Source organism: Desulfobotulus mexicanus, from assembly GCF_006175995.1.
Taxonomy (GTDB): Bacteria; Desulfobacterota; Desulfobacteria; order Desulfobacterales; family ASO4-4; genus Desulfobotulus; species Desulfobotulus mexicanus.
Map to the genome: position 1 here is coordinate 1 of NZ_VDMB01000033.1, position 23,164 is coordinate 23,164.

22 protein-coding genes, 1 pseudogene and 1 riboswitch are annotated in these 23,164 nt (G+C 49.2%); of the genes and pseudogenes, 8 read left to right on the forward strand and 15 right to left on the reverse strand.

All coding sequences use genetic code 11. From position 1 onward, the window contains the following. On the reverse strand, nucleotides 1–348 hold a 348-nt coding region (locus FIM25_RS15455), incomplete at its 3' end, for a transposase (RefSeq protein ID WP_139450759.1). A 342-nt stretch (nucleotides 349–690) separates the two neighbouring features. Between FIM25_RS15455 and FIM25_RS15460 the strand changes: the two genes are divergently transcribed. Both FIM25_RS15460 and FIM25_RS15465 read left to right on the forward strand, forming a co-directional pair. Further along, nucleotides 691–2,373, forward strand: a complete 1,683-nt coding sequence (locus FIM25_RS15460) for a S8 family serine peptidase (protein WP_179953443.1) — start codon at nucleotides 691–693, stop codon at nucleotides 2,371–2,373. A 30-nt stretch (nucleotides 2,374–2,403) separates the two neighbouring features. Then, nucleotides 2,404–2,982: a hypothetical protein gene (locus tag FIM25_RS15465; protein ID WP_139450761.1), complete on the forward strand. Its 579-nt coding sequence runs from the start codon at nucleotides 2,404–2,406 to the stop codon at nucleotides 2,980–2,982. A gap of 206 nt (nucleotides 2,983–3,188) precedes the next feature. On the opposite strand, the gene thiC is transcribed toward FIM25_RS15465, so the two are convergent. From thiC to FIM25_RS15505, 8 genes are all read right to left on the reverse strand, one after another. Next, on the reverse strand, nucleotides 3,189–4,493 hold the full coding sequence (thiC, locus tag FIM25_RS15470; RefSeq protein WP_139450762.1) for a phosphomethylpyrimidine synthase ThiC: 1,305 nt from the start codon (nucleotides 4,491–4,493) through the stop codon (nucleotides 3,189–3,191). Then, entirely contained in the window at nucleotides 4,490–5,557 is a 1,068-nt protein-coding gene (gene thiE / locus FIM25_RS15475) for a thiamine phosphate synthase (protein ID WP_139450763.1), read from the reverse strand. The genes thiC and thiE overlap by 4 nt, the downstream gene beginning before the upstream one ends. Further along, nucleotides 5,554–6,195, reverse strand: coding sequence for a sulfur carrier protein ThiS adenylyltransferase ThiF (gene thiF, locus FIM25_RS15480; protein ID WP_139450780.1), 642 nt, complete (start codon nucleotides 6,193–6,195; stop codon nucleotides 5,554–5,556). Before thiF ends, thiE begins: the two co-directional genes overlap by 4 nt. Continuing rightward, nucleotides 6,192–7,316: a 2-iminoacetate synthase ThiH gene (gene thiH / locus FIM25_RS15485; RefSeq protein WP_139450764.1), complete on the reverse strand. Its 1,125-nt coding sequence runs from the start codon at nucleotides 7,314–7,316 to the stop codon at nucleotides 6,192–6,194. Before thiH ends, thiF begins: the two co-directional genes overlap by 4 nt. A gap of 20 nt (nucleotides 7,317–7,336) precedes the next feature. After that, nucleotides 7,337–8,140: a thiazole synthase gene (locus tag FIM25_RS15490; protein ID WP_139450765.1), complete on the reverse strand. Its 804-nt coding sequence runs from the start codon at nucleotides 8,138–8,140 to the stop codon at nucleotides 7,337–7,339. Between the two features lies 1 nt (nucleotide 8,141). Then, complete coding sequence (gene thiS, locus FIM25_RS15495; RefSeq protein WP_139450766.1) at nucleotides 8,142–8,342, reverse strand: sulfur carrier protein ThiS; 201 nt, start codon at nucleotides 8,340–8,342, stop codon at nucleotides 8,142–8,144. 226 nt (nucleotides 8,343–8,568) lie between these two features. Continuing rightward, a riboswitch (TPP riboswitch) is annotated at nucleotides 8,569–8,676 on the reverse strand. A 115-nt stretch (nucleotides 8,677–8,791) separates the two neighbouring features. Next, entirely contained in the window at nucleotides 8,792–9,232 is a 441-nt protein-coding gene (locus tag FIM25_RS15500) for an MOSC domain-containing protein (protein ID WP_139450767.1), read from the reverse strand. Nucleotides 9,233–9,272: 40 nt separating this feature from the next. Continuing rightward, nucleotides 9,273–9,470 carry a hypothetical protein gene (locus tag FIM25_RS15505; RefSeq protein WP_218961463.1) on the reverse strand — a complete coding sequence of 66 codons (198 nt, stop codon included), beginning with the start codon at nucleotides 9,468–9,470 and terminating at the stop codon, nucleotides 9,273–9,275. A 193-nt stretch (nucleotides 9,471–9,663) separates the two neighbouring features. On the opposite strand from FIM25_RS15505, the gene FIM25_RS15510 reads away from it, so the two are divergent. Continuing rightward, the gene (locus FIM25_RS15510) at nucleotides 9,664–11,889 is read left to right on the forward strand and encodes an NADP-dependent isocitrate dehydrogenase (protein ID WP_139450768.1); all 2,226 of its coding nucleotides are present in this window, start codon (nucleotides 9,664–9,666) and stop codon (nucleotides 11,887–11,889) included. 84 nt (nucleotides 11,890–11,973) lie between these two features. On the opposite strand, the gene FIM25_RS15515 is transcribed toward FIM25_RS15510, so the two are convergent. Further along, nucleotides 11,974–12,234 carry a helix-turn-helix domain-containing protein gene (locus tag FIM25_RS15515; protein WP_139450769.1) on the reverse strand — a complete coding sequence of 87 codons (261 nt, stop codon included), beginning with the start codon at nucleotides 12,232–12,234 and terminating at the stop codon, nucleotides 11,974–11,976. A gap of 176 nt (nucleotides 12,235–12,410) precedes the next feature. Here FIM25_RS15515 and FIM25_RS15520 point away from each other — a divergent pair, with 176 nt between their 5' ends. From FIM25_RS15520 to mtnA, 3 genes are all read left to right on the forward strand, one after another. After that, entirely contained in the window at nucleotides 12,411–13,685 is a 1,275-nt protein-coding gene (locus FIM25_RS15520) for an Lcl domain-containing protein (RefSeq protein ID WP_139450770.1), read from the forward strand. 68 nt (nucleotides 13,686–13,753) lie between these two features. After that, nucleotides 13,754–14,530: a glycerophosphodiester phosphodiesterase gene (locus tag FIM25_RS15525; protein ID WP_139450771.1), complete on the forward strand. Its 777-nt coding sequence runs from the start codon at nucleotides 13,754–13,756 to the stop codon at nucleotides 14,528–14,530. Then, on the forward strand, nucleotides 14,531–15,637 hold the full coding sequence (gene mtnA / locus FIM25_RS15530) for an S-methyl-5-thioribose-1-phosphate isomerase (protein ID WP_139450772.1): 1,107 nt from the start codon (nucleotides 14,531–14,533) through the stop codon (nucleotides 15,635–15,637). 292 nt (nucleotides 15,638–15,929) lie between these two features. On the opposite strand, the gene FIM25_RS15535 is transcribed toward mtnA, so the two are convergent. The 5 genes from FIM25_RS15535 to epsC form a co-directional block, all read right to left on the reverse strand. Beyond that, nucleotides 15,930–16,403 carry a ferritin-like domain-containing protein gene (locus FIM25_RS15535; RefSeq protein ID WP_139450773.1) on the reverse strand — a complete coding sequence of 158 codons (474 nt, stop codon included), beginning with the start codon at nucleotides 16,401–16,403 and terminating at the stop codon, nucleotides 15,930–15,932. 198 nt (nucleotides 16,404–16,601) lie between these two features. Next, a complete protein-coding gene (locus FIM25_RS15540; RefSeq protein WP_139450774.1) occupies nucleotides 16,602–16,835 on the reverse strand; it encodes a hypothetical protein in 234 nt (77 codons plus the stop codon). A 383-nt stretch (nucleotides 16,836–17,218) separates the two neighbouring features. Further along, a complete protein-coding gene (locus FIM25_RS15545; RefSeq protein WP_139450775.1) occupies nucleotides 17,219–18,352 on the reverse strand; it encodes a hypothetical protein in 1,134 nt (377 codons plus the stop codon). A 23-nt stretch (nucleotides 18,353–18,375) separates the two neighbouring features. Beyond that, a complete protein-coding gene (locus FIM25_RS15550; RefSeq protein ID WP_139450776.1) occupies nucleotides 18,376–19,734 on the reverse strand; it encodes a TIGR01777 family oxidoreductase in 1,359 nt (452 codons plus the stop codon). After that, on the reverse strand, nucleotides 19,721–20,701 hold the full coding sequence (gene epsC, locus FIM25_RS15555; RefSeq protein WP_139450777.1) for a serine O-acetyltransferase EpsC: 981 nt from the start codon (nucleotides 20,699–20,701) through the stop codon (nucleotides 19,721–19,723). The genes FIM25_RS15550 and epsC overlap by 14 nt, the downstream gene beginning before the upstream one ends. 282 nt (nucleotides 20,702–20,983) lie before the next feature. Here epsC and FIM25_RS15560 point away from each other — a divergent pair, with 282 nt between their 5' ends. Both FIM25_RS15560 and FIM25_RS15565 read left to right on the forward strand, forming a co-directional pair. After that, nucleotides 20,984–22,546: a methyl-accepting chemotaxis protein gene (locus tag FIM25_RS15560; protein ID WP_139450778.1), complete on the forward strand. Its 1,563-nt coding sequence runs from the start codon at nucleotides 20,984–20,986 to the stop codon at nucleotides 22,544–22,546. A 323-nt stretch (nucleotides 22,547–22,869) separates the two neighbouring features. After that, nucleotides 22,870–23,130, forward strand: a pseudogene (locus FIM25_RS15565) (IS1380 family transposase); the annotation flags it as partial. Nucleotides 23,131–23,164: the final 34 nt, after the last annotated feature.

The window sequence follows — 23,164 nt, forward strand, 5'->3', positions numbered from 1 at the left end:
GCCCCAAAGGGTTCGGTGAGCCACATAGCAGCTGGAGTCGGAAGGGTCTGTAATGTTCAGTGCATAGTGCCACTCGATATTAAGGGCATATTGCCGAATCGCCTGATCATCAGTCAGATCCTCCATCTGCTGTAACAAAACAAGTCCGAGCATGGCATGGAGTTCCTTGGTAGGCCGACCCTTCCCGTCGTCAAAGAGATGAAACAGTTTCTTGACCGGAAGTCTGTGGAGGATTTCTTCACGAAACAGATGCGCCCATGATGACTCCAGAAGAGCCAGCCTCTTTGGACCAAGATGCTCAAACGGACTGAACATGTCGTACTGTTTGTGGTCTTTGACGTAGATCATGCAAAATACTTATAATAGATTAATATCACAGGATATATGTAACAAAAACGGCTCCTTGAATCAATAGCAAAACCACATAAAGACAACAAATTTAAAAGGTTATGGAATTTTGTTTTTTTGCGAGTCCATCTTAAATTATTTAAAGAAATGAACTTTTTAGTCGCTGTCGGCAATCTGTTTAGCAGGGAGAATAGTCTGATGACTCACCGCCCAATAGCGCTGGAGAGCCTATAAAACAAGTAGCTGCCTGAGTTTCGCTTCACCAGCCAAATGAAAAGGAAATGCTGATTCTGTCCCGCTCATTTGGACCAATAAGTGATTGTTACAATAAAGGAGGCTTATGTGAAAATTTTCCGGTGTTTTCCCTGCTCTTTTTATGGACTGATAGTTGCCCTTCTGCTTTTTTTAACAGCCTGCAGCAGTAGCAGCTCAGACAGTGCCAGCACTCCTCCGGTAACCCCACCGCCAGATAACGGCGGAGATGTTACCCCCCCCACAGACCCCATACCCAATGATCCCCTCTTTGCCCATCAGTGGCACCTTCAAAACACCGGACAAAGCGGACACCCTGGCCATGAGGCCAAGCGTGGTGAGGATCTCAATGTTCTGCCCCTGTGGGAAAACTGCCCGCACATTGGAGGCTGCCGTGGCAAAGGTGTGCTGGTGGCAATAGTCGATGATGGGCTGGATATAAACCATGAGGATCTCAAAGATAATGTCCTCACAAACCTCAACTACGATTTTACATCCCATACATCCGGAGGGGATCCTACCCCTGTCGAAGATGACGATGCCCACGGTACTGCGGTAGCAGGTATTATTGCTGCCAGACACAACAACAGTATTGGTGTGGCCGGTATAGCAGGTGATGCCTCACTGGCGGGATACAATCTTCTGGCCTTTGATGCGGAAGCTTCCGATGATGCAATGGCCATGATCCTCAACAAAGAACAGGTCTGGATTTCCAACAACAGCTGGGGTGCACCTGATAGTGGTCATTTCCATGTTGCATCCACTCTTTGGGAAGAGGCGATCGAAGAGGGGCTGAGTGATGGTCGTGGCGGCAAGGGAATTATTTACCTCTGGGCTGGAGGTAATGGTGCTAACGAAGAGGATCGTTCCGATTATGACGGGATGGCAAACTTTCACGGGGTGATGGCCATTAGCGCATTGAATGCTCAGGGCAAACGGGCCAGTTACTCAGAGCCGGGATCTAATATTCTGGTTAGTGGTTTTGCAGGGGAATATTGTAATGATGATGGTCTTACTATCACCACAACAGATCTCACAGGTGCCGATCGGGGTTATAATAGAGATGGAGGGTATAATGACGGCTTTGAGTTTGACAATCGAAACTACACCCGTTGCTTTAACGGTACCAGCGCAGCCACACCCACTGTGGCCGGTGTGGTCGCTTTGATACTGGAAGCCAACCCCAGTCTGACCTGGCGTGATGTTCGTAAAATACTGGTCACAACTGCCCGCAGAAATGATCCGACAAGCCAGGACTGGTCACAAAACGCTGCCGGACATTGGATCAATGAAAATTACGGTTTTGGAGCAGTGGATGCGGACGCTGCAGTGCGTGCTGCGGTGGCAACCCAGCAGCTGCTTCCTGCTCAGGTCATTAGTGAACATCTTCAGAATGCAGGAAAGATAATTCCGGCTGGCGAATCTGCGGTCAGTACCTTAAACGTAGATGCAAGTGGTATTAATAAAACTGAATTTATTGCCATCTATCTGACACTCAATGTGGAGGAAGGTGCGGATATTGGGGATATAGGGCTGACTCTCAGAGGGCCTCTCGGCACAGAAAATACTCTGGCAAAGCCAAGAATCTGCTGGGATACAGAAGAGGGAGAACAAATTTCCTGTGGTGATCAAGATCTGGAGGGATTCCGTTTCGGTTCCGTGCGGCATTTTGGAGAAAATCCCAATGGAGAGTGGGTGCTGAGTATTAATAATCTGGTAGGCGGGACACCTGTTGAGCTTGGCCCGTGGGGTCTGGAAGTCTATGGCTACTAAGCCGCAACTATTTTTTAAAAGGAATCTGAAATGATAAAATATACAGGACGCCTTAGTATTATAGTCTGCCTGCTTGGTCTTCTTACCAGCAATGGAGCCAGTGCCTCGGATAAGATCCCCTACACCTGGTACGATGGTGACCGTCAGCGGGTTACATATCTGGACCCTGATATTGTGGCTGTTTTTGAAAATAATTATGAGGACCACAGTACACGCAAAGCACTGGGCAGTGACAGCTCCGATGTGGTGGCTACATACGGAGGTGTGCAGATTTTGCGTGTCCGGGAGGACAGCTCAGCAAAGCGTCAGCCCCAAAGTGCTGATACCGGAGGAAAATTATCCCCAGTATTCCGGGACGGCGGAAAAGGAGGGCCTGTTCGTGCACTTCCAGGTGGAGTAGTCATACGCCTGAATCCTGAGATAAATGCCGATGACTGGTTTACCAGCAAGGGGCTGAATGTTATCCGCATAATCCCTGTGGGAAAAAACACCTATCTTGTTGCTTCCGAGCCCGGGCTGGCCGCACTGAATTTAGCCAATGAAATGCATGGGCACGAAGATGTTGTCTGGGCACAGCCAAACTGGTGGCGGCCGAGGGCAAAGCGCTAAACCGGCTTGAGAACCTTTATATCTGGAAAAAGTGTCAGATCTTTTTGCTTAAAAAAACAGGGGCCATGGTAAACCGGCCCCTGTTATCATGGTCTTAAATTTGATTTCCTTGCGAACATTCTTTCTTATAAGCCTGCCTCTTTTATATGAATCAGAATAAAAGCCTTTCCCAAAGGAAGGGCTTTTACTGTTTCAAACCAGGCCCTTTAATCCTGCAGCTGAATGTCCTTGCCTTCCCGTATCCGTTTCATATTCCGCACCGCACACATGCGGCCACACATGCTGCAGGAATCCTCGTGTTCCGGCATGGATGAGGCCCGGTAGGCCCTTGCTTTGTCGGGATCAATGGCAAGGTTGAACATGGCTTCCCAGTCCAGGGCAGCTCTGGCCCGGCTCATGGCATCATCCCATTTCCTTGCACCGGGGATTTTTTTGGCTATGTCTGCCGCATGGGCAGCTATGCGGGCGGCAATGATGCCTTCTTTCATGTCATCCAGATCAGGAAGACGCAGGTGCTCCGCAGGGGTGACATAGCAGAGGAAATCGGCACCACTGGCAGCGGCAATGGCTCCGCCTATGGCGCTGGTTATATGGTCATAGCCCGGTGCCACATCCGTGACCAGCGGTCCCAGAACATAAAAGGGCGCACCATGGCAGAGGCGCTTTTCCATCATCATGTTACCGGCAATTTCATCCATGGCCATGTGGCCCGGGCCTTCTATCATAACCTGAACATTGCGCTCCCAGGCCTTTAGTGTCAGCTCCCCTAAGGTAATCAGCTCCTGCACCTGACAGGCATCCGTGGAATCGTTCAGGCAGCCGGGACGACAGGCATCCCCAAGACTCAAGGTCACATCATAGGCCTCGCAGATTTCAAGCAGCCTGTCATAATGCTCGTAAAAGGGGTTTTCCGCATCATTAAGCTGCATCCAGGTATAAAGCAGAGATCCTCCCCGGGACACAATGCTGGTGATGCGCTCATTTTTTTTGATTTTTTCTGCGGTTTCCCGGTTGAGGCCTGCATGGATAGTGAGAAAATCCACTCCGTCTTTCACATGGGTTTCCACCACTCTGAAAAACTCATCTACGCTGATATCTTTGATATTTTTATCGTAAAAGCCCACGGCATCGTAGATGGGCACGGTACCGATCATGGCGGGGGAGATTTCCACAAGGCGTTTTCGGAACTCCCGGGTCTTACCGAAGCAGGACAGATCCATGATGGCTTCGGCTTTTAGTTTCAGGGCAAGGTGAACCTTTTCCATCTCCACTTCCACATCGGAACAGTCTTTGGATATACCAAGATTCACGTTAATCTTGGTGCGAAGACCTTCACCCACACCTTCGGCGCTTAAATTTTTGTGGTTTTTATTGGCAGGAATAATGATCCGACCCTTTGCCATCAGCTCCATGAGGCGGGTTTCATCCATGCCTTCCTTTTTAGCCACGGTTTTGATTTCCGGGGTGGAGATACCTTTTCTGGCTGCGTCCATCTGTGTGGTGTATGTCATGTCAGTCTTCCTTTTTTAGACAAAATATTTCTGATTTCTTTTGTTTTTCCGCCAATATCCTCAGCTCCCGTAATTTCCGTGACAAGGCAGATGCACCTTGCCCCGCGTTTTGCAACCTCATGGATGTTGTGCACCTTGATGCCGCCAATGGCCACAAAGGGCAGGGGTATGTTTTTCACCACATGCTCAAGGTAGGTGAAGCCCACGGGATCGCAGACATCCTTTTTGGTACGGGTTTCAAAAATGGGACCGACTCCGATGTAATCTGCTCCGGAAGCAAGGGCGGCTGCGGCCTGTTCCGGACTGTGGGTGGAAAGTCCGATGGCCATGGTTTCGCCCACAAGTTCCCTTACGGCAGAAACGGGCCAGTCATCCTGACCGATATGCACCCCATCCGCACCCACCATAAGGGCAAGGTCCGCATCATCGTTCACAACAAAGCTTGCTCCGTAATCCTTTGTAATTTTTCTTATTTCCTTGCACTCTTCGTATTTTTGACGAAGGCTTTTATCCTTTTCCCTGTACTGCACAAGGCGGATATCCGCATCCATCATCTGCCGCACCACATCAATATTGGATCTTCCCCTGGAATGCTCCGATGCGGTAATGGCATAGATATCCGTATTCAGAATATTTCTGCGGATTTCTGGAATAAGGGTCTCCAGAATACGCTTTTCCAATCCGTAGACCTGAAAGCGGCAGCTCTCAAAAAAAAGGCACAACTCCGGCATGGAAAGGGCAGCGGCCTGCTCTTCAAGGCTTCGCAGTGCTTCCTGCACCCGTTTGCAGTTGGCCACAGCCACATCAGCCATGCCGGATCTTTTTCCGGGTGGGCCATTCTGGGAAATCACAAAACCCGGATCATTTTCACTGTCTCTGGCTTTCACAGCCCTTGAAGCAAGGGCGGCTGTCTCTTTGCGAATGCTGTGCCTGAGGTTCTTCAGGGCTTTGGAAAGAGCAACATCTTCGGGAACAAAGCGCAGCATATCTTCCAGCACCCGCAGCCCTTCGCAGCAACGGTTCAGACTGGCATCCATGATGCGGTAAAGGGGAGAAGGGGTCATGGGCTTATCTCCTTGGATGTCAGGCTTCCTATGAGGTATTTCAGGATGATGTCCGCCTGCATGGCAGCGGCAATGCCCACCCTGGGTGACATGGGAGGAACCCCTGTTTCCGAAGGTGTGCGTCCGTCCCCCACCACAAGAATATTCTTTCCGAAGGTCGAAACCCTGATTCCTTCGGGATCGCCGTAACCGCCAATGCCCGATGCCGCCACAATGAGTCTTTTTTCAGGGGCAAGTGCTTCCACCAGCATGGCTTTGGCAGCTGCATCGTCCAGTGCTTCCACCACCAGTTCACAATCTTGAAAAATGACCTTTATATTTTCCGGTTCAAGTCGTATGAAGCGGGTTTTCATATCCAGTGCCGGGTCAATGCGTAAAAGGTTCTCCTTCAGGGCTTCCACCTTGGGGCGGCCCACCTGATCTGCAAAATAAAACTGACGGTTGAGGTTGGAGGGAGCAACCCGGTCACAATCCGCCACCACCAGAGAGCCTATGCCGGAACGGACCAGATGGCAGGCCACATTGGAGCCAAGGCCACCTGCACCAGCTATGCCAATGCAGGTCTTCTGCAGCCGTTCCCGGCAGCGAGCAGACAGGTGGATGGAAAGACCCTGCCGGAAAAGATTGTCATGGCTCATGCGCTTTTCTCCCATGAGTCCATGGGTCGCCAATCCTGATAAACGGGCTGGTATCCCTTGGCTTTGATGGCAACAGCCATTTCTTCCACGGAGCGTTCATCGGAAATATCAAACTGACCAGTACCAGAATCTTTATCACTGTGTCCGCCCACAGCAGTGCTTACGCCCGCAGACATCCTTGTGACACCAAGGCCCATGATATTGTCCCTGAACTCCTTTCTTTCCCTTGTGGATATGGATATGCCGCATCTGGGCATGAAAATCCGCTGCGCCAGAAGAATCTGCACAAAATCCGCATCACTCACCTCACAGGCTGGCGAATAACTTCCTGCATGGGGCCTCATTCTGGGCAGGGAAATGCTGATTTCCACTTCAGGATAGTTTTTCTGCAGCCAGTCCGCATGAAGGCCCGTGAAAAAGGCATCTCTTCGCCAGTCATCAAGGCCCAGCAGGGTACCCACATTCACCATGCGCATACCCGCAATGCAGCCCCGCTCCGGTGCATCCAGCCTGAAATGGTAATCTTTTTTGGGTCCATAGGGATGAAGGGTGTCATAGAGGGTTTCGTTGTAGGTTTCCTGATAAAGGGTAAGGCCGTCCACACCTGCGGCCACCATGCGGCGGTAGGTCTCTGTGTCCATGGCGTAGATTTCTATGGCGATGGAGCTGAAATGCTTGCGAAGCTCCCTGCAAGAGGCCTCAATGTAGGCGGGTGTGGCAATTTTTGGGGCATCGCCCGTAAGGATGAGAATATGCTTTAAACCGTCTGCGGCGATGAGGCGGGCTTCTTCTGCCACTTCTTCCAGGGAAAGCTGTTTTCTGGGAATAAAATTGGCACATCCGAAGCCGCAGTAAACACAGCCATTGGTGCAGAAATTGGAAAGATACATGGGAGTGAACAGCTGTATGGTTCTGCCGAAGTTCCGGATACTGAGCTCCCTTGCCTTCACAGCCATTTCTTCCAGAAAAGGCCTTGCCGCAGGGGATAAAAGGGTAAGAAAATCCCTGCTGTCGCAGCTTTCCCTGGAAAGGGCACGCCAGACATCCCTTTGGTCAAAGGATGCTGTGAGCTTTTGAATGTCTTGATTTTTATATGATGCCAAAAGGTCATAAAAACCCATGGTTTTTTCCTTTTTATTTTTTAAGAAAGAAAGCCCGTCAGCGGAGAAGAGGCATAAGCCCTGCCCGGTGAAACAGCGGCTTCTCCGGCAAGAAAGGCCTTTCTTCCCGCTGCCACTGCCTGACCAAAGGCTTTCGCCATGGCCACAGGATTGCCAGCTCCGGCAATGGCTGTGTTCACAAGGCAGGCCGCAGCCCCCATCTCCATGGCTTCACAGGCCTGGGAAGGTTTGCCGATTCCCGCATCCACAATGATGGGCAGGGGGATTTCCTCAATGAGAATCCGCAGCATTTCTTTTGTCTGCAGGCCACGATTGCTGCCTATCGGTGCACCAAGGGGCATAACAGCCGCAGCACCAGCAGAAACAAGGCTCCTTGCAATCATCAGGTCCGCGTTTACATAGGGCAGCACCACAAAACCTTCTTTCGCCAGAATTTGCGTGGCTTTTACCGTTTCATAGCCATCGGGCAGAAGATAACGGTTATCCGATATCACTTCTATCTTGATCCAGTTGCCACAGCCCATGGCTTTGGCCAGACGGGCGATGCGAACGGCTTCCTCCGCAGTTCTTGCTCCGGAAGTATTGGGCAGAAGCCTTATATTGGAAGGGATGTGCTGCATGACATTGTCCGTTGTGGCATCCATATCCACCCGACGCAGGGCAACGGTGATCACCTCACTGCCCGATGCGGCCAGCACTCCGGGAATCAGGGTGTCTGAGGGGTACTTTCCCGTGCCCACAAAAAGACGGGAGGAAAGACTTTCACCTCCGATGATCAGGCTATCCTTTTCAGGAGAAAAGGTATCAGGAGCAGAAAGATTCATCTCATCCACCTCCCACAAAGCGCAGAATTTCCACCTGATCTCTGCTGTTAAGAAGGGTTTCGGAAAAACGCTTTTTTTCGATGATGAGGCCGTTCAGCTCCACCACCACCGCATCCGGTTCCAGCTTTTTCGACTGGAGAAAAGCAAGGATATCCGTGCTTTTCTCCAGCACCTCTTCTCTGCCGTTAACGATGATCTGCATGGTGCTTCCTCCGTGGGTGGGCCTTCTTTAAAAACAAAGCGGAATATAAAGAGGGCTTTTTAATGGGGCCGGGAGAGGAAAAGAAGGGAAAGCTTTTCTTGAGGAAGGTATGGGGCCGGGGCTGTCTCTGGCAGGCCTTTTTTTGTTTCAGAAAGAAGAAAACAAAAAGGGCCTGCCAAAGGCAAGCCCTGAAGAGACCTTCTACCGGATGCGTGATATGCTGCACCCTTGCTCTTTTTTGCTTCCCTACGGCAGTACGAACTGCTTCAGGTTCCAAGGGTCGGATCTTTTTATGATCCCTCTCAGCCTCTTTAAGGCTCCCCCAGCTTTCAACATCAATTTTCAGGCCCTTCTATAGGACAGGATGAATAGGGAAGTAAAGTTTTTTTATTCCATGGCAAGCTGATTATCATTGACCAATTGGCCAACAGCCTGTTGCCCGATTGTTTTCAGGAAATATAATAACAGCGGGTTTCACTGCTTATCTCCCCGCCTTTTAGGACCCGGGCAAAAATGCCCTTCCTTGGCATTACACAGTCTCCGACCTTATGATATATAGCGCAATGCCGATGACATTCTTTACCGATCTGTGAAACCTCAAGCTCTGCATCTCCAAGAAAAAGCCGTGTACCAACTGGAAGGCTGCTGAGATCAATACCGCCTGTTGTAATGTTCTCGGCAAAATCACCAAAATCAAGCTCCATGCCTTTGCCACGCATGGTCTGAATATCTTCATCCGCTAAAAGCGAGACCTGCCTGTGCCACTTGCCTGCGTGCGCATCTCCTTTTATTCCGTAATCCGCTATCAGCATGGCCTTGGCTAAAGGTTTTTTCTGAATCCCTTTTTTTTCAGAAATATTTACCGCAAGAATTTTAAATTCATTTTTCACAGCGGACTCCTTATCCTTTTTTATTTCTGTTTACCAAATGTCACAATAAAGCCCCTGGTTTCAGCCATGGGAGATTCAGCATGAAGGTGGTGAAGGGGGCGGAATCAGTCTCACGGGTGCTTTCCTGAAGAGCTTCATAATAGGCGACTTGATGGGCATACACAATACTTTCCACGGGAAGATCTGCAAAAAGGGGGTTCCAGTGGGCCAGAATCAGACTTTGCCAGAGCCTTCCCATGCGACCGTTACCGTCGAAAAAGGGAAGGTGTTCAGGTCGAACGGAACCTGACCACCGTCACCGCCTGGCTCGAACAGGAAGATAAGTCGGATGCCTCTCAAAAATTGTAATCCTCCTCTGTGTGTGGTAGTTTTTTTAGCTCCGGCCAATGTCGGCAGTCTTTCCATTCAACCCTGAAATCATTGAGGCAAAAATGACCACCCATACAATAATCTATACCGAAGTAGATGAAGCTCCGGCCCTTGCCACCTATTCCCTGCTCCCCATTCTGCAAGCATACACAGCCATGTCAGGCGTGACCATCGAGAAGAAGGATATCTCCCTTGCGGGCCGAATCATTGCGGCTTTTCCGGAAAGGCTCAAACCTGAACAGTGCCAGTCCGACGATCTGACTGAGCTTGGCCAGCTCTGCCTTCTGCCCCATACCAACATCATAAAGCTCCCCAACATCAGCGCATCCATTCCCCAGCTCAAAGATGCCATCACCGAGTTGCAGGGGCAGGGCTATGATATCCCGGATTATCCGGACGATACAATCAGTGAAGCGGACAAGGAAGTTCAGGCCCGTTATTCCAAAGTGCTGGGCAGTGCTGTAAATCCTGTGCTGCGGGAGGGTAACTCCGACCGCAGGGCTCCGGCGGCGGTGAAACGTTTCGGACAGAAAAATCCCCACCGCCTGATGAAGCCCTGGCCTTCAGATTCAAAATCACGAGTGGCCCACATGGATAATGGCGACTTCTATGGCAGCGAAAAATCCATGACCTTTGACAAAGACTGCCGTGTACGGATTGAATTTGCTGGTGCGGACGGCCAGACACAGGTGCTGAAAAAAGAACTGCCCCTTCTGGCCGGTGAAGTGGTGGATACCGCTGTAATGAATGTGGCAAAACTGAGGGCTTTTTTTGCCACCGAGATGGCTGCCGCAAAAAAAGAAGGGCTGCTCTTTTCTCTGCACCTCAAGGCCACCATGATGAAAATATCCGACCCCATCATGTTCGGTCACTGTGTTTCAGTTTATTATGAGGATGCTCTGACCCGGCACGCTGAGGTGATGAAAGGGCTTGGCATCAATGTCAACAACGGCTTTGCCGATATCGAAGCCCGCCTTGAAAAGCTACCTGAAGCGCAGAAGGAAGCCATCAAATCAGATATCACGGCCTGCTACGGGAAAAACTGCAGACTTGCCATGGTGGACTCCCGCCATGGCATCACCAACCTCCATGTTCCCAACAATATCATTGTGGATGCCTCCATGCCGGTTTTCATACGGGACGGCGGCCGCATGTGGGGAACAGATGATGAACTCCATGATACCATTGCCGCCATTCCGGACCGCTGCTATGCCACCATCTATCAGGAAGTGGTGAAAGACTGCCAGAAAAACGGTGCTTTTGACCCGGCCACCATGGGATCTGTGGCCAATGTGGGGCTGATGGCCCAGAAGGCCGAGGAATACGGCTCCCACGATAAAACCTTTGTGGCACCGGGGCAGGGCAGTATCCGTCTTGTCAGCGAAGATGGAAATGTTCTGCTGGAACAGGCGGTTGAGACAGGAGATATCTTCCGCTGCTGCCAGACCAAGGACGAGCCGATCAAAGACTGGGTGAAACTGGCCGTGAACCGTGCCCGTGAGGCAGGAACTCCCGCCATTTTCTGGCTGGATGAAAAACGTGCCCACGACCGGGAACTTATGGCCAAGGTGGAAAAATATCTTTCGGAACAGGATACCACAGGCCTTGATATCCGGATCATGGGTCTTGTGGAGGCCATGGGATTCAGCCTGGAGCGTATCCGTAAGGGCGAGGACACCATTTCCGTCACCGGAAATGTGCTGCGGGATTATCTCACCGATCTTTTCCCCATCCTTGAAATCGGCACCAGTGCTAAAATGCTTTCCATTGTACCGCTGATGAATGGGGGCGGGCTCTTCGAAACCGGAGCCGGTGGATCTGCGCCCAAACATGTGGAGCAGTTTCTCCGGGAAGGGCATCTGCGCTGGGATTCTCTGGGGGAATTCTGTGCCCTTGTGCCGTCCTTTGAGCATATTTACAAAACCTTTGGCAACGAAAAGGCCCGCCTGATTGCTAAAACCCTGGATCAGGCCATAGGAAAGTTTCTGGAAAAGGGCAAATCCCCCTCCCGCAAGGTGGGCGAGCTGGACACAAGGGGCAGCCATTTTTATCTGGCCCTCTACTGGGCCGAAAGCCTTGCTGCCCAGACGGAAGACAGCGAGCTGGCTGGCCGTTTTGCGGGTGTTGCGAAGGATCTTCTGGAAAACGAGGGAAAAATTGTAGCCGAACTGAAGGCAGCCCAGGGAAGCCCCATGGACATTGGCGGCTACTTCCATCCGGATAAAGAAAAAACCGCAGCAGCCATGCGGCCCAGCGCCACCCTGAATGCCATTGTAGACGCCATCTGATTTTTTTAGGTGCGATATCTCAGCGGACGGGTCGCTTTCGGCCCGTTCGCTGAAACTTAAGGATAAAGCACAAGACTGAATCTTCTATGCTGCGGTTTCTTCCTCAACATTCCAACCGGGAAAGACAAGTACGGCAGGATGACACCGCAATGCTCTGGCTAAAACCTTAGCACGCTCAACACCGAGACGAATGCGGCCATTTTCAATGGCATATATGGTTGATTGGGCAATGCCGGTAGCCGCTGCCAAATCATTCTGACTCATTTCCTGCAACTCACGTAAAATACGGACGGAATCTCCGGCCGACACATCTATTTTTTTAGTAGCTTTTACATATTCACTCATTTTTTACCTCCGATAAATTTAGACTATGCTATTAAATAAAAAAACTGCAGGCCTTGTTAAGAGAAGTGCATATTTTTCATTAAAACACAGTTCTTGCTACCTGTAGAATCAGAATAGGCAGCGGCGGCCACAGACAAATACTGACCTTGTGAGTGTGAAACCAGAGGGCCTTTTAAATGATGACAGTTACGGAAAAAGAATACCCGGCCGCCAATTTTATTCCGGATTTGCTTGCCTTTGTAATTTCGCTTCTCTTTGCCTTTCACATGCAATGGGAAATGGCAGATCTTGTTTGGTCTCTGTGGCTTTCAAGTCTGGTTCTCGGCTATCTTACCTTTTTCAGTGCCTGTGCCGGAGCGGTTTACTATGTGCTGATGCAAAAGGACTCTACAGAGTACAGAAATGTTAAGGACATTCTCATTGCCCTTGCAGGATGCCTTTTTTTTCTGGCTTTTTTCTCTTTTCATTTTGGTGCCTTTCACAGTGCCCATGCATCATTTCTGAGCAGCTTTTTTCCCCTTGAAGGGCTGGAGGCAGAGCTGAAAGGGCTTGGTCTGAATCCCATCCATATGTGGGCCTTTGTTTTTAAAAACCTCTTATTTCCCTATTCTTTTTTTCTTGTTGCCGTTGTGATTGCAGAAAGAGAGCATGTTTTTTCCCATTTGCTAAAGGGAATCCGTGCCGGCTCAGGTATCAGGGTGTATGAAAATAAGGACAGCAATCCTTTGGCTGACATTATTATGCGTCCTTATATCAATGTCATTCGTATGCATTTTCTTATTTTCTTCTTTGCATTCTGCTATTATCACAATACGGATGACTGGTTTGTTTTTGCAACGGTTTATGCGGTCTATTTTTTCCCCTGGCAGAGCATTCATGGCTTGTGGGCAAAAATCATTCTGATCGGCATAACATTGATGATTGTTTTTAGCCTTTCATTTTTCACTGAAACCGGATCAAGAAAGAGCAGAGGCCAGGACAGCCACATCATTGATGCGGAGATCATAGCAAGGGACGGGCGATTCATTGCATATTCAGATGCAATGGTTCTGGATACGGAAACAGGCCTGATGTGGGCTGCGGCAGATAGTGGCGGCAATCAGACATGGAGCAATGCCCTTATTTACTGCAGAAATTACAGGGGAGGCGGGTACAGGGACTGGCGGATGCCAACGGCCATGGAACTTAAAACCCTTTATGACAAAAATCAGGGCTATCTCTATGGAAGGCAGACCCAATGGACAGTCCATCTGACTGAACTGATACATCTGTCCGTCCCGAGTATCTGGTCTTCTGATAAAAATAAGGACGGAGCCATAAGGGTCAATTTCATTTATGGTACTGAAAATCCAACGCCTATGTCTGGTGGCAGTCTCCGCAGGAGCGTAGCTGCCCTACCTGTTCGAAAGCATTCAGACGGCAGAATCTATGATGCTGACCTTGGAATATAATGCCCACCCGAAAAAAAGAGCTGTCTTCAGACCTTGCCATATAACATTGTCCAACAGGGAGGTGAGTTGTGTCTTCTTTTAAATCATCGGCAGTCCCCATTCCCGATTCTCCCCTTGTCATAGCCCACAGGGGCTACAGGGCCGTATTCCCTGAAAATACCCTTCCGGCTTTTCAGGCGGCATGGCAGGCAGGTGCCCGGATGGCGGAACTGGATGTGCAGTGGAGCCGGGATGGCCGCCTCATGGTGCACCATGACACCACCCTGGATCGCTGCAGTAACGGAAGCGGCCTGCTAAAAGACCATGATGCGGATTTTCTAAAGGCTCTGGATGCGGGATCATGGTTTTCGGATAAATTTGCAGGTATATCCATTCCCTTTCTCCGGGAGGTGGTGGCAACGGTTCCGGAAGGATGCTGGCTCAATGTGGAGGTAAAGCCCGAGGCGGTTCCAGATTCCCGGCACATGGCAAAAATGGTGGCATCCCTCATATCCGCCTGCGCTCCCCTGAAGGGCCGGCTTATTGTTTCCAGCTTTAACCATCTTTTTCTTCAGCATCTGTCAAGGCTTCCCCTTCCGCCCCTCATCGGTGTTCTCAGTCAGAAATGGCAGAAAGACGAAGAAATTCTGGAGCTCTGCATCAAGACAGGAGCTTTTTCCTGGCATCCCGACCACAGAACGCTGGAAAAAAAAGCGGTGCAGCGTATGAAATCCGAGGGATTTTCTGTATATCCCTATACTGTGAACGATAAAAAACGGGCAGAAGAACTGCTCTCCATGGGTGTGGACGGTTTTTTCTCCGATCATGTCCGCATCCTTGCCTCAACATCCAGACAAGGAAAATGAATGCAAACCCTTACACGTCCCATCTGGCCCCATCCTGAAAAGACGGGTGTGGTGCAGGTGATAGATCAGCGTCTTCTTCCCCACACTTTAAAAATTCTGGATCTTAAAAGCATTGATGATGCCATAGAGGCCATTTATACCCTCACCGTACGGGGAGCGCCCCTCATTGGTGCTTCTGCGGCCTGGGCCATGTACCTTGCCGCATGCACGGCTCCCGATGGAAGAATAAGCAATGAATGGATGGAAGAATGCTGCGAAAAAATAAAGTCCAGCCGCCCAACGGCGGTGAATCTGGCCTGGGCTGCGGATCTTCTCATGGAAAAAGTCAGGTCTCTTCCCGAAGATGAGACAAGAATTTCTGCGATGTATGAAGCTGCTGCCGCCATCACCAATGCCGAGGCCGAACGCTGCAGGCTGATAGGAGAGCACGGCCTGCCCCTGATCCGGAAAATTGCCGAAGAAAAAAACGGAAAATCCGTGAACATCCTCACCCACTGCAATGCAGGATGGCTGGCCTGCGTGGAGTACGGGACGGCAACGGCTCCCGTTTACGCAGCCCATATGGAAGGGATTGCCGTGCATGTATGGGTGGATGAAACACGTCCCCTCAATCAGGGCTCAAGGCTTACGGCATGGGAACTGGGACAGGCTGGCGTTGACCATACCATTATCGCAGATAACACCGGTGGCCACCTTATGCAGCAGGGAATGGTGGACATGGTGATTGTGGGGACAGACCGCACCACATACACAGGGGATGTGGCCAACAAGATCGGAACCTATCTGAAGGCCCTGGCGGCAAAGGACAACGGCGTTCCCTTTTATGTGGCCCTTCCTTCCTCCACCATAGACTGGACACTTGAAAGGGGAGGGGATATTCCCATAGAAAAAAGGAATCCCGATGAAGTTCGCTATGTACAGGGAAAAGACGATGCAGGGGAAACGAGAAGGGTGCTTGTGCCACCGGAAAACAGCCCGGCCATGGATTTTGCCTTTGATGTAACACCTGCCCGTCTGGTTACGGGCCTGATTACGGAAAAGGGTGTATGCCCTGCCACAAAGGAAGGCATTGCAAAGCTCTTTCCTCTGGGAAGGACAGGAGAATGAGGGCATTTCCGGAATTTACCCTGAAAGTAATCCCTGGAAAGCTAATTATTCAGCACTATTTTCCTTTGGTAAATCGAATATCTATAATCAAATGCATAGACAACCGGAGCATTTGTTCGTGACGCAATCCGGCACTCAAGCAGAAAAACTCAAGCCCCTTTACGGGAGCAAAAATGCTTAAGGATCTTGAGTACCGGATTCGTATGACTGTCCTGCTAACCAGAAATAAAAAAAGGTTCCGGTGCTTTTTTAATTAAGCACCGGAACCTTAAGACTTTAATGATCAACAAAACTACTTGATGGCCACAAGCTCCTTGCTCAGAAGACGGATATGGCCCATTTCTTCTTTGATGATGGCATCCAGACGGTTTTTACCTTTACCTACGGGAACCAGCTCTTTCATGCCCAGATAAAAGACAATGGAATCCTTTTCTGCAATTATGGCTTCTTTGAGGATTTCCTTGAGGTTTGAAGTATCAATGGTCTTCTGGAAAAAGACACGGGTATCCGCAAGGGCCTTGAGATAGAGAACTGCTTCATTTTCAGGATCAAAAGTGGTTTTGGCCTTCTCATCTTCGGTGAGGCTGCGCTTCATTTCCGTGAATGTATTTTCGTGGTCCACTTCCATTTCAGCAAGCTTGAGAAGAAACTCTTTTTCTTCTGGCTTCTTAACACCTTCGGCGGCATTTTTGTAAAATTTTGTTCCATTCTGCTCAATCTGAATTGCCATCTGAAAAATTTCATCCGCATTAAAATCAAAAGCCATTTTTTTAACCTTTCCTTGAAAGTCTCTTCTCCCTGCAGGAGAAAGTTTTTAAATTGTAAAAATGGATTTTACTGCTCATCCAGATTATCCGGTCAGAATTGCTATTGCATTTACATGATAAAAAATTAGTGTGAACTATGGCAGTATAGTCATGATGTTTGTCAATACAAAAAAGTTTCTTTTTCTATACAAAAAAGTTCAGGCTTTTCCTTTACCTTCCTGCATCATAATACATTCCGCATCCCATTCTGGGCAGGCATCCGCCCTGGCAGTTTCATATTTAATCATACATTCATGGCAGTCCAGTTCCACATTGGGAAGATCTCCAAAACGTTTCTGAATTTCTTCTTTGGAAAGGGTGGTAAGGTTGCTGCAGCCGCATTGGGGGCAGGCCATTTTAACCTTGTAACGCTTGTGTTCTTTTTCTGTCATGCCATATCTCCTTGTTTGGGTTGATAGAAAGACGGAAAAAACCCGATAAAAGCTTTTAATGATAAAAGCACAAAAGGTGCCAGCATATATAAAAAATCATATCGCTTTTTCAATCATAGAAATCTGAATCGAAAAAATACCAAAAGCAGGCCTTGTTTCTTCCTTCAATCACTCGTGAAGGTTGGCCCTGCGAACAAGGGCTTTGAAAACGTCAGGTTTTACGCCTGTCCGCATTCAGGTTTCCGATCCTGTCATGACCTGAAAACAAACTGTCCAAAAACACATTGCTGATCCAGAGGAGCCATCAGATTTTTTAAAACCGGAAAAATACCTTATTTTGAAAAGTCAAAACACCTGTCTCTGGAAACAGAAGTGTTTCATAATTATTCTGTCAGGACATGGGGTACGACCTCTTCTCCCGCACTTCTTGCGCTGAAAAAAAGAACTTCCAGCAAAACAATATAAGCCAGCAGACCCACAAGGGCAAAAAAAGGCGAAAAGTATCCTAAGGGAGCCAGTACAAGCACGGTTATCCAGTGGGTCATAATCAGGGTTCTGGAGTGCAGTTTTATGGGAAAATCCTCATAGCGCATGATGACCACAAGACCACTGAGGTTCCATCCGTAAAGGGATGCAAAACTGTGCATTTTTAAAAGAATTTTCCCGTTTTCCTGAGTGTAATAGGGCGTCATTTCCAGCAGAATATAGGCAATGCCGCTGATACCGGTAAATACCAGAAAAAACATGCCCGAGGTAAGAAAGGCCTTCTGCTGGGCCTGCATGGGATCCTGAAGAAAAAGAATGAGAATGAGAAGTACTGCACCGAAAAGAATCAGGGATATGACCAGCTGAAGGGAAGGCCACTCAAAAAGGATGAAGATGAAAAAGATAATGACTCCGAGGTTAACGGACCAGAATCCTATATTTTTCAGAACCCTTGTCGTCCTTACCCGGTTATCCCCGATAATCTGAAACATCACACTCATGGTGATGAGGGATACGGGAAAGGAAAAACCCAGAAAAAAGGTGTTCAGGGTCAGTTTTTCCATGGAAACCCAGTTGGCATAGCTTTCATTAAACATGACCACAACGGAAGTGGCAAGACCCATGGAAAGACATAAAAGAGCTGCCTGATGGAATTTTTTCTCCACAGGTACCCTGTCTTTAAAAAAATCTATGGGGAAAAAGGAAAAGGTCCGTATGCGTTCGGATTCCACCAGAATGGCCAGTGAGGCCGCACAGATCATGGCAGGAATATAACTTTCCAGAAAGGCGGCAAGGGCAAAAAGAAGACTCAGCATTATAAAAATGTGCAGTTTGCCACCCATGGGCCTGGGCAGGTTTCTCCGGGTATGAAAGAGAATAAGGCCACCACCGGCACAGAGGTTGAAGAGAAAAATATGCAGGCGTTCAAAATCAAAGGGTATGGTTTCCTTTGAAATGAAAAGGTGGAAAAAGCCAAAGGCCATGGCCAGTATCATGAGAGCAGTGAAACTGCGTTTATAAAAAAGGGACATGGAAGATTCCTTGGCGGCTAGGTTTATCCCTTGCCCGTCAGCATGGGCAGGGCACTTTTCAGGTCAGGATAACGAAACCGGAAGCCTGCGGCTTCAAGTTTGAAAGGATAAGCCCTTGTGCTGCTCATCAACACCTCTTTTCCCATTTCCCCCAGACAAAGATGCAGCAGAGAGGGGGGCAGTTGCATCCCCGATGGTCTTTTGAGGGTAGAGCCCAGCGTATCTGCAAAGGCCCTCGCCTGCAAGGGCTGAGGTGCCGTAAGGTTCACGGGTCCGGATATTTCTTCTGCATGAAGAAGAAAACGGATGGCCCGAACCAGATCTTCCATGGCAATCCAGCTCATCCAGGCCCGGCCACGGCCGATGGTGCCCCCCAGACCCATGGAAAAAAGAGGATAGAGCCGGGCAAGGGCACCACCTCTGGGCGTCAGGCCGATACCTATGCGCAGACAGACCACACGGCAGAAATCCTGCGCCTGCAGGGCTTCTTCCTCCCACATGCGGCAGACTCGGGCAAGAAAGCCCTGACCACTGGAATCTGCCTCGCTTAAAACAGAGTCTTTTCTGTGTCCGTAATACCCAATGGCAGAGGCTGAAATTAAAATTTTGGGAGGATGGGATGCTTTTTTTATGGCCTGAACAAGAAAACGGGTTCCCTGAATACGACTCTGGAGAATTCGGCGCTTTTTTTCTTCTGTCCAGGTATCTTCGCCGATGGGTTCTCCGCCAAGGTGCAGCACCGCATCAACCCCATCCATGATGTCGGGATCGGCACAGCCCTTTTCCGGATTCCAGAAACGGGTACCAGAAATGCCCCTTTGGCGGACAAGGGGAATCACCCTGTGCCCCGCCGTTGTCAGAGCAGGAATGAGGCTTTCCGCCACCAGACCGGAGCTTCCGCTCATCAGAATAGTCATGGGCCGGGGCAGAGGCGCAGAAAGATCATCTTCCAGCACATGCTGCCGCCAGTGAAAAAGCTTCTCAAGTTTTTCTTTTACCATTTTTGCCGCAAAAAAATTACCCGCCGGACCCGCTGGAAGGGCAAAGCGCAGGATATCTTCCATTCGGCATCCTGCTGCATCCGGATGAAAATAATGGGAATGCTCCCAGAAGGCAAAGGGACCCTTTGTCTGTATATCCTTAAAAAAAAAGGGGGCGGAGACTTCCGGGTAATATCCTTTCCAGGGAAGGGAAAGGGGACCAAGGGGAATGCGCATGGAAACCTGTCCACCGGTTTTAAGCCCACTCTGCTGTCTGAGGTGTACGGGCATGGCCCAGGGCGGACTCAGGCGTAAAAGGGCATCCTTTCGGCTATGCCATTCAAAAACCTTTTCCGGAGAAAGGGGCAGCCGGATTTGCCGCCGCAGTTCATGTAAAATCATGGGAGTCTTTTCCCTTTTGGGCGGAAGCTCTGTAGCTGAGTTTCGGGGCTTCCATTACCACCAGTGTATCCGGAGGAACGGATTCCGTGAGCCAGACGTTACCGCCTATGACACTGCGGGTGCCGATCACGGTGTCTCCGCCAAGGATGGTGGTACCGGAATAAATAATGACGTCATCTTCTATGGTTGGATGCCTTTTTTTACCCCTAAGCCGGTTACCGGCATCCGGAGGCAGGGAAAGGGCTCCTAAAGTAACGCCCTGATAGATCCTTACATTTTTTCCGATCCGGGTGGTTTCTCCGATCACAACCCCTGTACCGTGGTCTATGGCAAAGCGCTCACCTATGGTGGCACCGGGGTGGATATCAATTCCTGTAACACTGTGGGCGTATTCACTCATGATTCTGGGTATGAAAGGTACTTCATCCCTGTAAAGGATATTGGCGATACGGTACACGGCAATGGCAAAAATCCCGGGATAGGAGAAAATGATCTCATCATGGCTGGATGCCGCAGGATCTCCGTCATAGGCGGCATTCACATCCGTTGCGAGGATACGCCGCAGACCCGGAATGGCCCGGAAAAGTTTTGTGGCGGTCTCGTAGCCCTGTTCGCTGCAGTGGCTGCAGGGTCTGTCGTAACGGAAACAGTCATGGCGAAGGCTGTGGATAATCTGCTGGGCCATGGTATCAAAGAGCCTTGATACACTGTGACCGATTTTATAGCGGAGATTAGTGGCATCCAGACTTTCCCTGCTGAAATATCCGGGGAAAATAAGTTTTTGCAGGGCATGGACAATGGAAACCACTTCCTGCCTTGAAGGAATGGGCTCATGGTTGATGTGGGTAAAACTGCCCGGTTCCTCGCAGGAGCGTATTATGGCTTCTGTTATTTCAGGTATTTCTTCCCGATAGCCAAGGGAGGCGCTGGGTTCGGACTTGCAGCGTTTTTCTCTGTCTAAAAGCATAGTGACTTTCCTGTCCATAATAAAGATGCACTGAAAGCTGCCTGTTCTGTTTTTAAACTATCCTCTCTTTTAAAGGGATGCAAGGGGAGGACTTGTCTTACCTGCATACCTTGTGTATTCTATATTTATACACAAGCATTTTCAACAAGCACAGCAGATATACTTATTATTCCCGAGTGAATTTGGATAAGCAGGTCAGCTAGACAGATACCGTTGTTTTTTGTTTACTGAACTTAAGGGCCCTCAAAAAAAACATTTCCCATTGCATGCAGGAGGTTTTCCATGGCTCTCTCCCGTTTATCTTTGATGATAAAAATCACACTTCTCTGTGGTATCAGTATGACACTGCTCTGTGCTCTTTTTTTTTCCGTATATGCATGGAATTTCCGTTCAAAAACAGTAGAAGCCTTTGTTGAAAAAGCAAGGGCAATATGCCTTATGGCTGAATCAGTACGTGAGGCCATGGATGCCAAATGGGAAAAGGGTATGTTTTCCGTCGAAATTCTTAATGAATTTTCGAAAAAACCGGAAGGAATGGCTGCCGTACTTAGTGCCGTACCTGTGGTGACAGCCTGGGAATCGGCCATGAAAAAAGCAGAATCGGGAGGCTATACATTCAGGGTGCCCAAATTCTCACCGAGAAATCCTGAAAATATGCCGGATTACGGGAGCCGGTCCACTGTGGAAGCGGATGTCTTGCGCAAGCTGGCCCAGGAAAATCTTTCGGAATACTATCTTATTGATGAAGAAATTAATGCGGTCAGGTATTTTCTGCCTGTACGGCTTTCCGAGACCTGCCTGTACTGTCATGGAGATCCTGCACTTTCTTTTGAATACTGGGGGCGTAAGGATGGTCTGGATATTACGGGAGGCCCCATGGAGGGCTGGAAAAAAGGAGAGATGCATGGTGCCTTTGAAGTAATCCAGTTTCTGAATGAGGCAGATGTGGAGGTCCGCAGAAATCTTGTAGCTGCTGCTTTTTTTGCACTGGCAGGTATAGGTCTGGCAATTTCAGGTTTTGCTCTTCTTGTGTACCGGGGTATTTCATCTCCCGTGGCACGGATTGTTCAGGATCTGCAAACGGGTGTTTCACAGGTTGCGGAAGGTTCCGGAGAGGTTTCAAATTCCAGCCAGAGCCTGGCTGAGGGGGCTTCCAGCCAGGCAGCATCCATTGAACAAACGGCAGCATCTCTGGAAGAGATGGCCTCACAGGTGGCTAGAACAGCAGAAAATGCGAGAAAAGCGGATTCTTTAATGAAGTCCGTGGGTGCAGAGATGAATAATTCAGAGACAGCCATGCAGGATCTTCAGAAAGCTATGGATGCAATTTCCCGTGTGGGAGGAGAAGCCTCTGAAATTGTTGGTTCCATTGATGCCATTGCCTTTCAGACCAACCTCCTGTCCCTGAATGCGGCTGTGGAGGCTGCCCGTGCCGGAGAAGCCGGAGCAGGCTTTGCTGTTGTGGCAGGTGAAGTGCGACGTCTGGCCCTGAAGGCGGCAAAGGCTTCCCGAGATTCAGGAGAATTAATCGGTGAAATTCAGAAACGGGTAGAAAAAGGAAGTCAGGTCACCAGAACAGCTAGAGAGTCCTTCACCCGGGTAAGCGGACAGACAAATTCAGTTGGAAAGCTTCTGGGAGAAATTGCAGGGGCTGCATCGGAACAGGCAGAGGGTATTTCTCAGATCAACCGGGCTGTTGCGGCAATGGAGTCTGTTGTCCAGAATTCGGCGGCTATTTCTGAAGAATCAGCCAGTGCAGCAGAAGAAATGAATGCTCAGGCAAATTTTATGACTGCTGTGGTTCGTAATCTCCAGGAAATTGTTCAGGGAAAAAACAAATTTTGATGTAAATGATTTGCAACTTTTAGTCTGTGCAAGCCTTCTGAAAGGAAATATCCATCAAGTTCATGGACTTGGGATATAAATGGAAAATAAGTGCGCCATATGGATACAGGTCTTTGTCTGGTCCGGGTTAGGCCCTAGCCCTGTTAAGGGCTAAAAAAACCTCCCGGAAAACCACAGGATAGGTGTAACTAAAATTGATGAAGGATTTGGAATCACCCCGATCTTTCATCAAAAAAATAAAAATCCCCGTTGTTACTGTAAAAACAGTATGATAGAGTATTTGTTGCGAACAAAAACTATCACCAACGGGGATTTTAAAAATTATGACACAAGGCATCCTTCCATTCAAGTACGAAGAAGAAAAAAGAGGCGTAGGATTAACAGCACTGGGAGGTCTTCCGCTTTATCTGGATCTGATACATGCCATGGGTCTGCGGGATTCTATTGAAAAACATATGAAGATCGGAGCCAATAAAAAGCAGGGTTTTACAGACAGCGAAGTGATYATTTCACTKATGATGCTGAATCTTGCTGGTGGTGAAAGCGGCGAAGATATGAGAATCCTGGAAGAGGATGAGGGCTGGGTCTTATAAACATCTTCGAGCCCACGAGACTAGG

What these genes read in the sequence shown, in the direction of transcription:
- FIM25_RS15550 (WP_139450776.1), bottom strand. Translation starts at nt 19,734, where the DNA reads ATGATTTTACATGAACTGCGGCGGCAAATCCGGCTGCCCCTTTCTCCG.
- FIM25_RS15465 (WP_139450761.1), top strand. Translation starts at nt 2,404, where the DNA reads ATGATAAAATATACAGGACGCCTTAGTATTATAGTCTGCCTGCTTGGT.
- FIM25_RS15520 (WP_139450770.1), top strand. Translation starts at nt 12,411, where the DNA reads ATGATGACAGTTACGGAAAAAGAATACCCGGCCGCCAATTTTATTCCG.
- FIM25_RS15535 (WP_139450773.1), bottom strand. Translation starts at nt 16,403, where the DNA reads ATGGCTTTTGATTTTAATGCGGATGAAATTTTTCAGATGGCAATTCAG.
- FIM25_RS15540 (WP_139450774.1), bottom strand. Translation starts at nt 16,835, where the DNA reads ATGACAGAAAAAGAACACAAGCGTTACAAGGTTAAAATGGCCTGCCCC.
- mtnA (WP_139450772.1), top strand. Translation starts at nt 14,531, where the DNA reads ATGCAAACCCTTACACGTCCCATCTGGCCCCATCCTGAAAAGACGGGT.
- FIM25_RS15510 (WP_139450768.1), top strand. Translation starts at nt 9,664, where the DNA reads ATGACCACCCATACAATAATCTATACCGAAGTAGATGAAGCTCCGGCC.
- thiC (WP_139450762.1), bottom strand. Translation starts at nt 4,493, where the DNA reads ATGACATACACCACACAGATGGACGCAGCCAGAAAAGGTATCTCCACC.
- thiH (WP_139450764.1), bottom strand. Translation starts at nt 7,316, where the DNA reads ATGGGTTTTTATGACCTTTTGGCATCATATAAAAATCAAGACATTCAA.
- thiF (WP_139450780.1), bottom strand. Translation starts at nt 6,195, where the DNA reads ATGAGCCATGACAATCTTTTCCGGCAGGGTCTTTCCATCCACCTGTCT.
- FIM25_RS15545 (WP_139450775.1), bottom strand. Translation starts at nt 18,352, where the DNA reads ATGTCCCTTTTTTATAAACGCAGTTTCACTGCTCTCATGATACTGGCC.
- FIM25_RS15490 (WP_139450765.1), bottom strand. Translation starts at nt 8,140, where the DNA reads ATGAATCTTTCTGCTCCTGATACCTTTTCTCCTGAAAAGGATAGCCTG.
- FIM25_RS15560 (WP_139450778.1), top strand. Translation starts at nt 20,984, where the DNA reads ATGGCTCTCTCCCGTTTATCTTTGATGATAAAAATCACACTTCTCTGT.
- thiS (WP_139450766.1), bottom strand. Translation starts at nt 8,342, where the DNA reads ATGCAGATCATCGTTAACGGCAGAGAAGAGGTGCTGGAGAAAAGCACG.
- thiE (WP_139450763.1), bottom strand. Translation starts at nt 5,557, where the DNA reads ATGACCCCTTCTCCCCTTTACCGCATCATGGATGCCAGTCTGAACCGT.
- FIM25_RS15505 (WP_218961463.1), bottom strand. Translation starts at nt 9,470, where the DNA reads ATGGGAAGGCTCTGGCAAAGTCTGATTCTGGCCCACTGGAACCCCCTT.
- FIM25_RS15515 (WP_139450769.1), bottom strand. Translation starts at nt 12,234, where the DNA reads ATGAGTGAATATGTAAAAGCTACTAAAAAAATAGATGTGTCGGCCGGA.
- epsC (WP_139450777.1), bottom strand. Translation starts at nt 20,701, where the DNA reads ATGCTTTTAGACAGAGAAAAACGCTGCAAGTCCGAACCCAGCGCCTCC.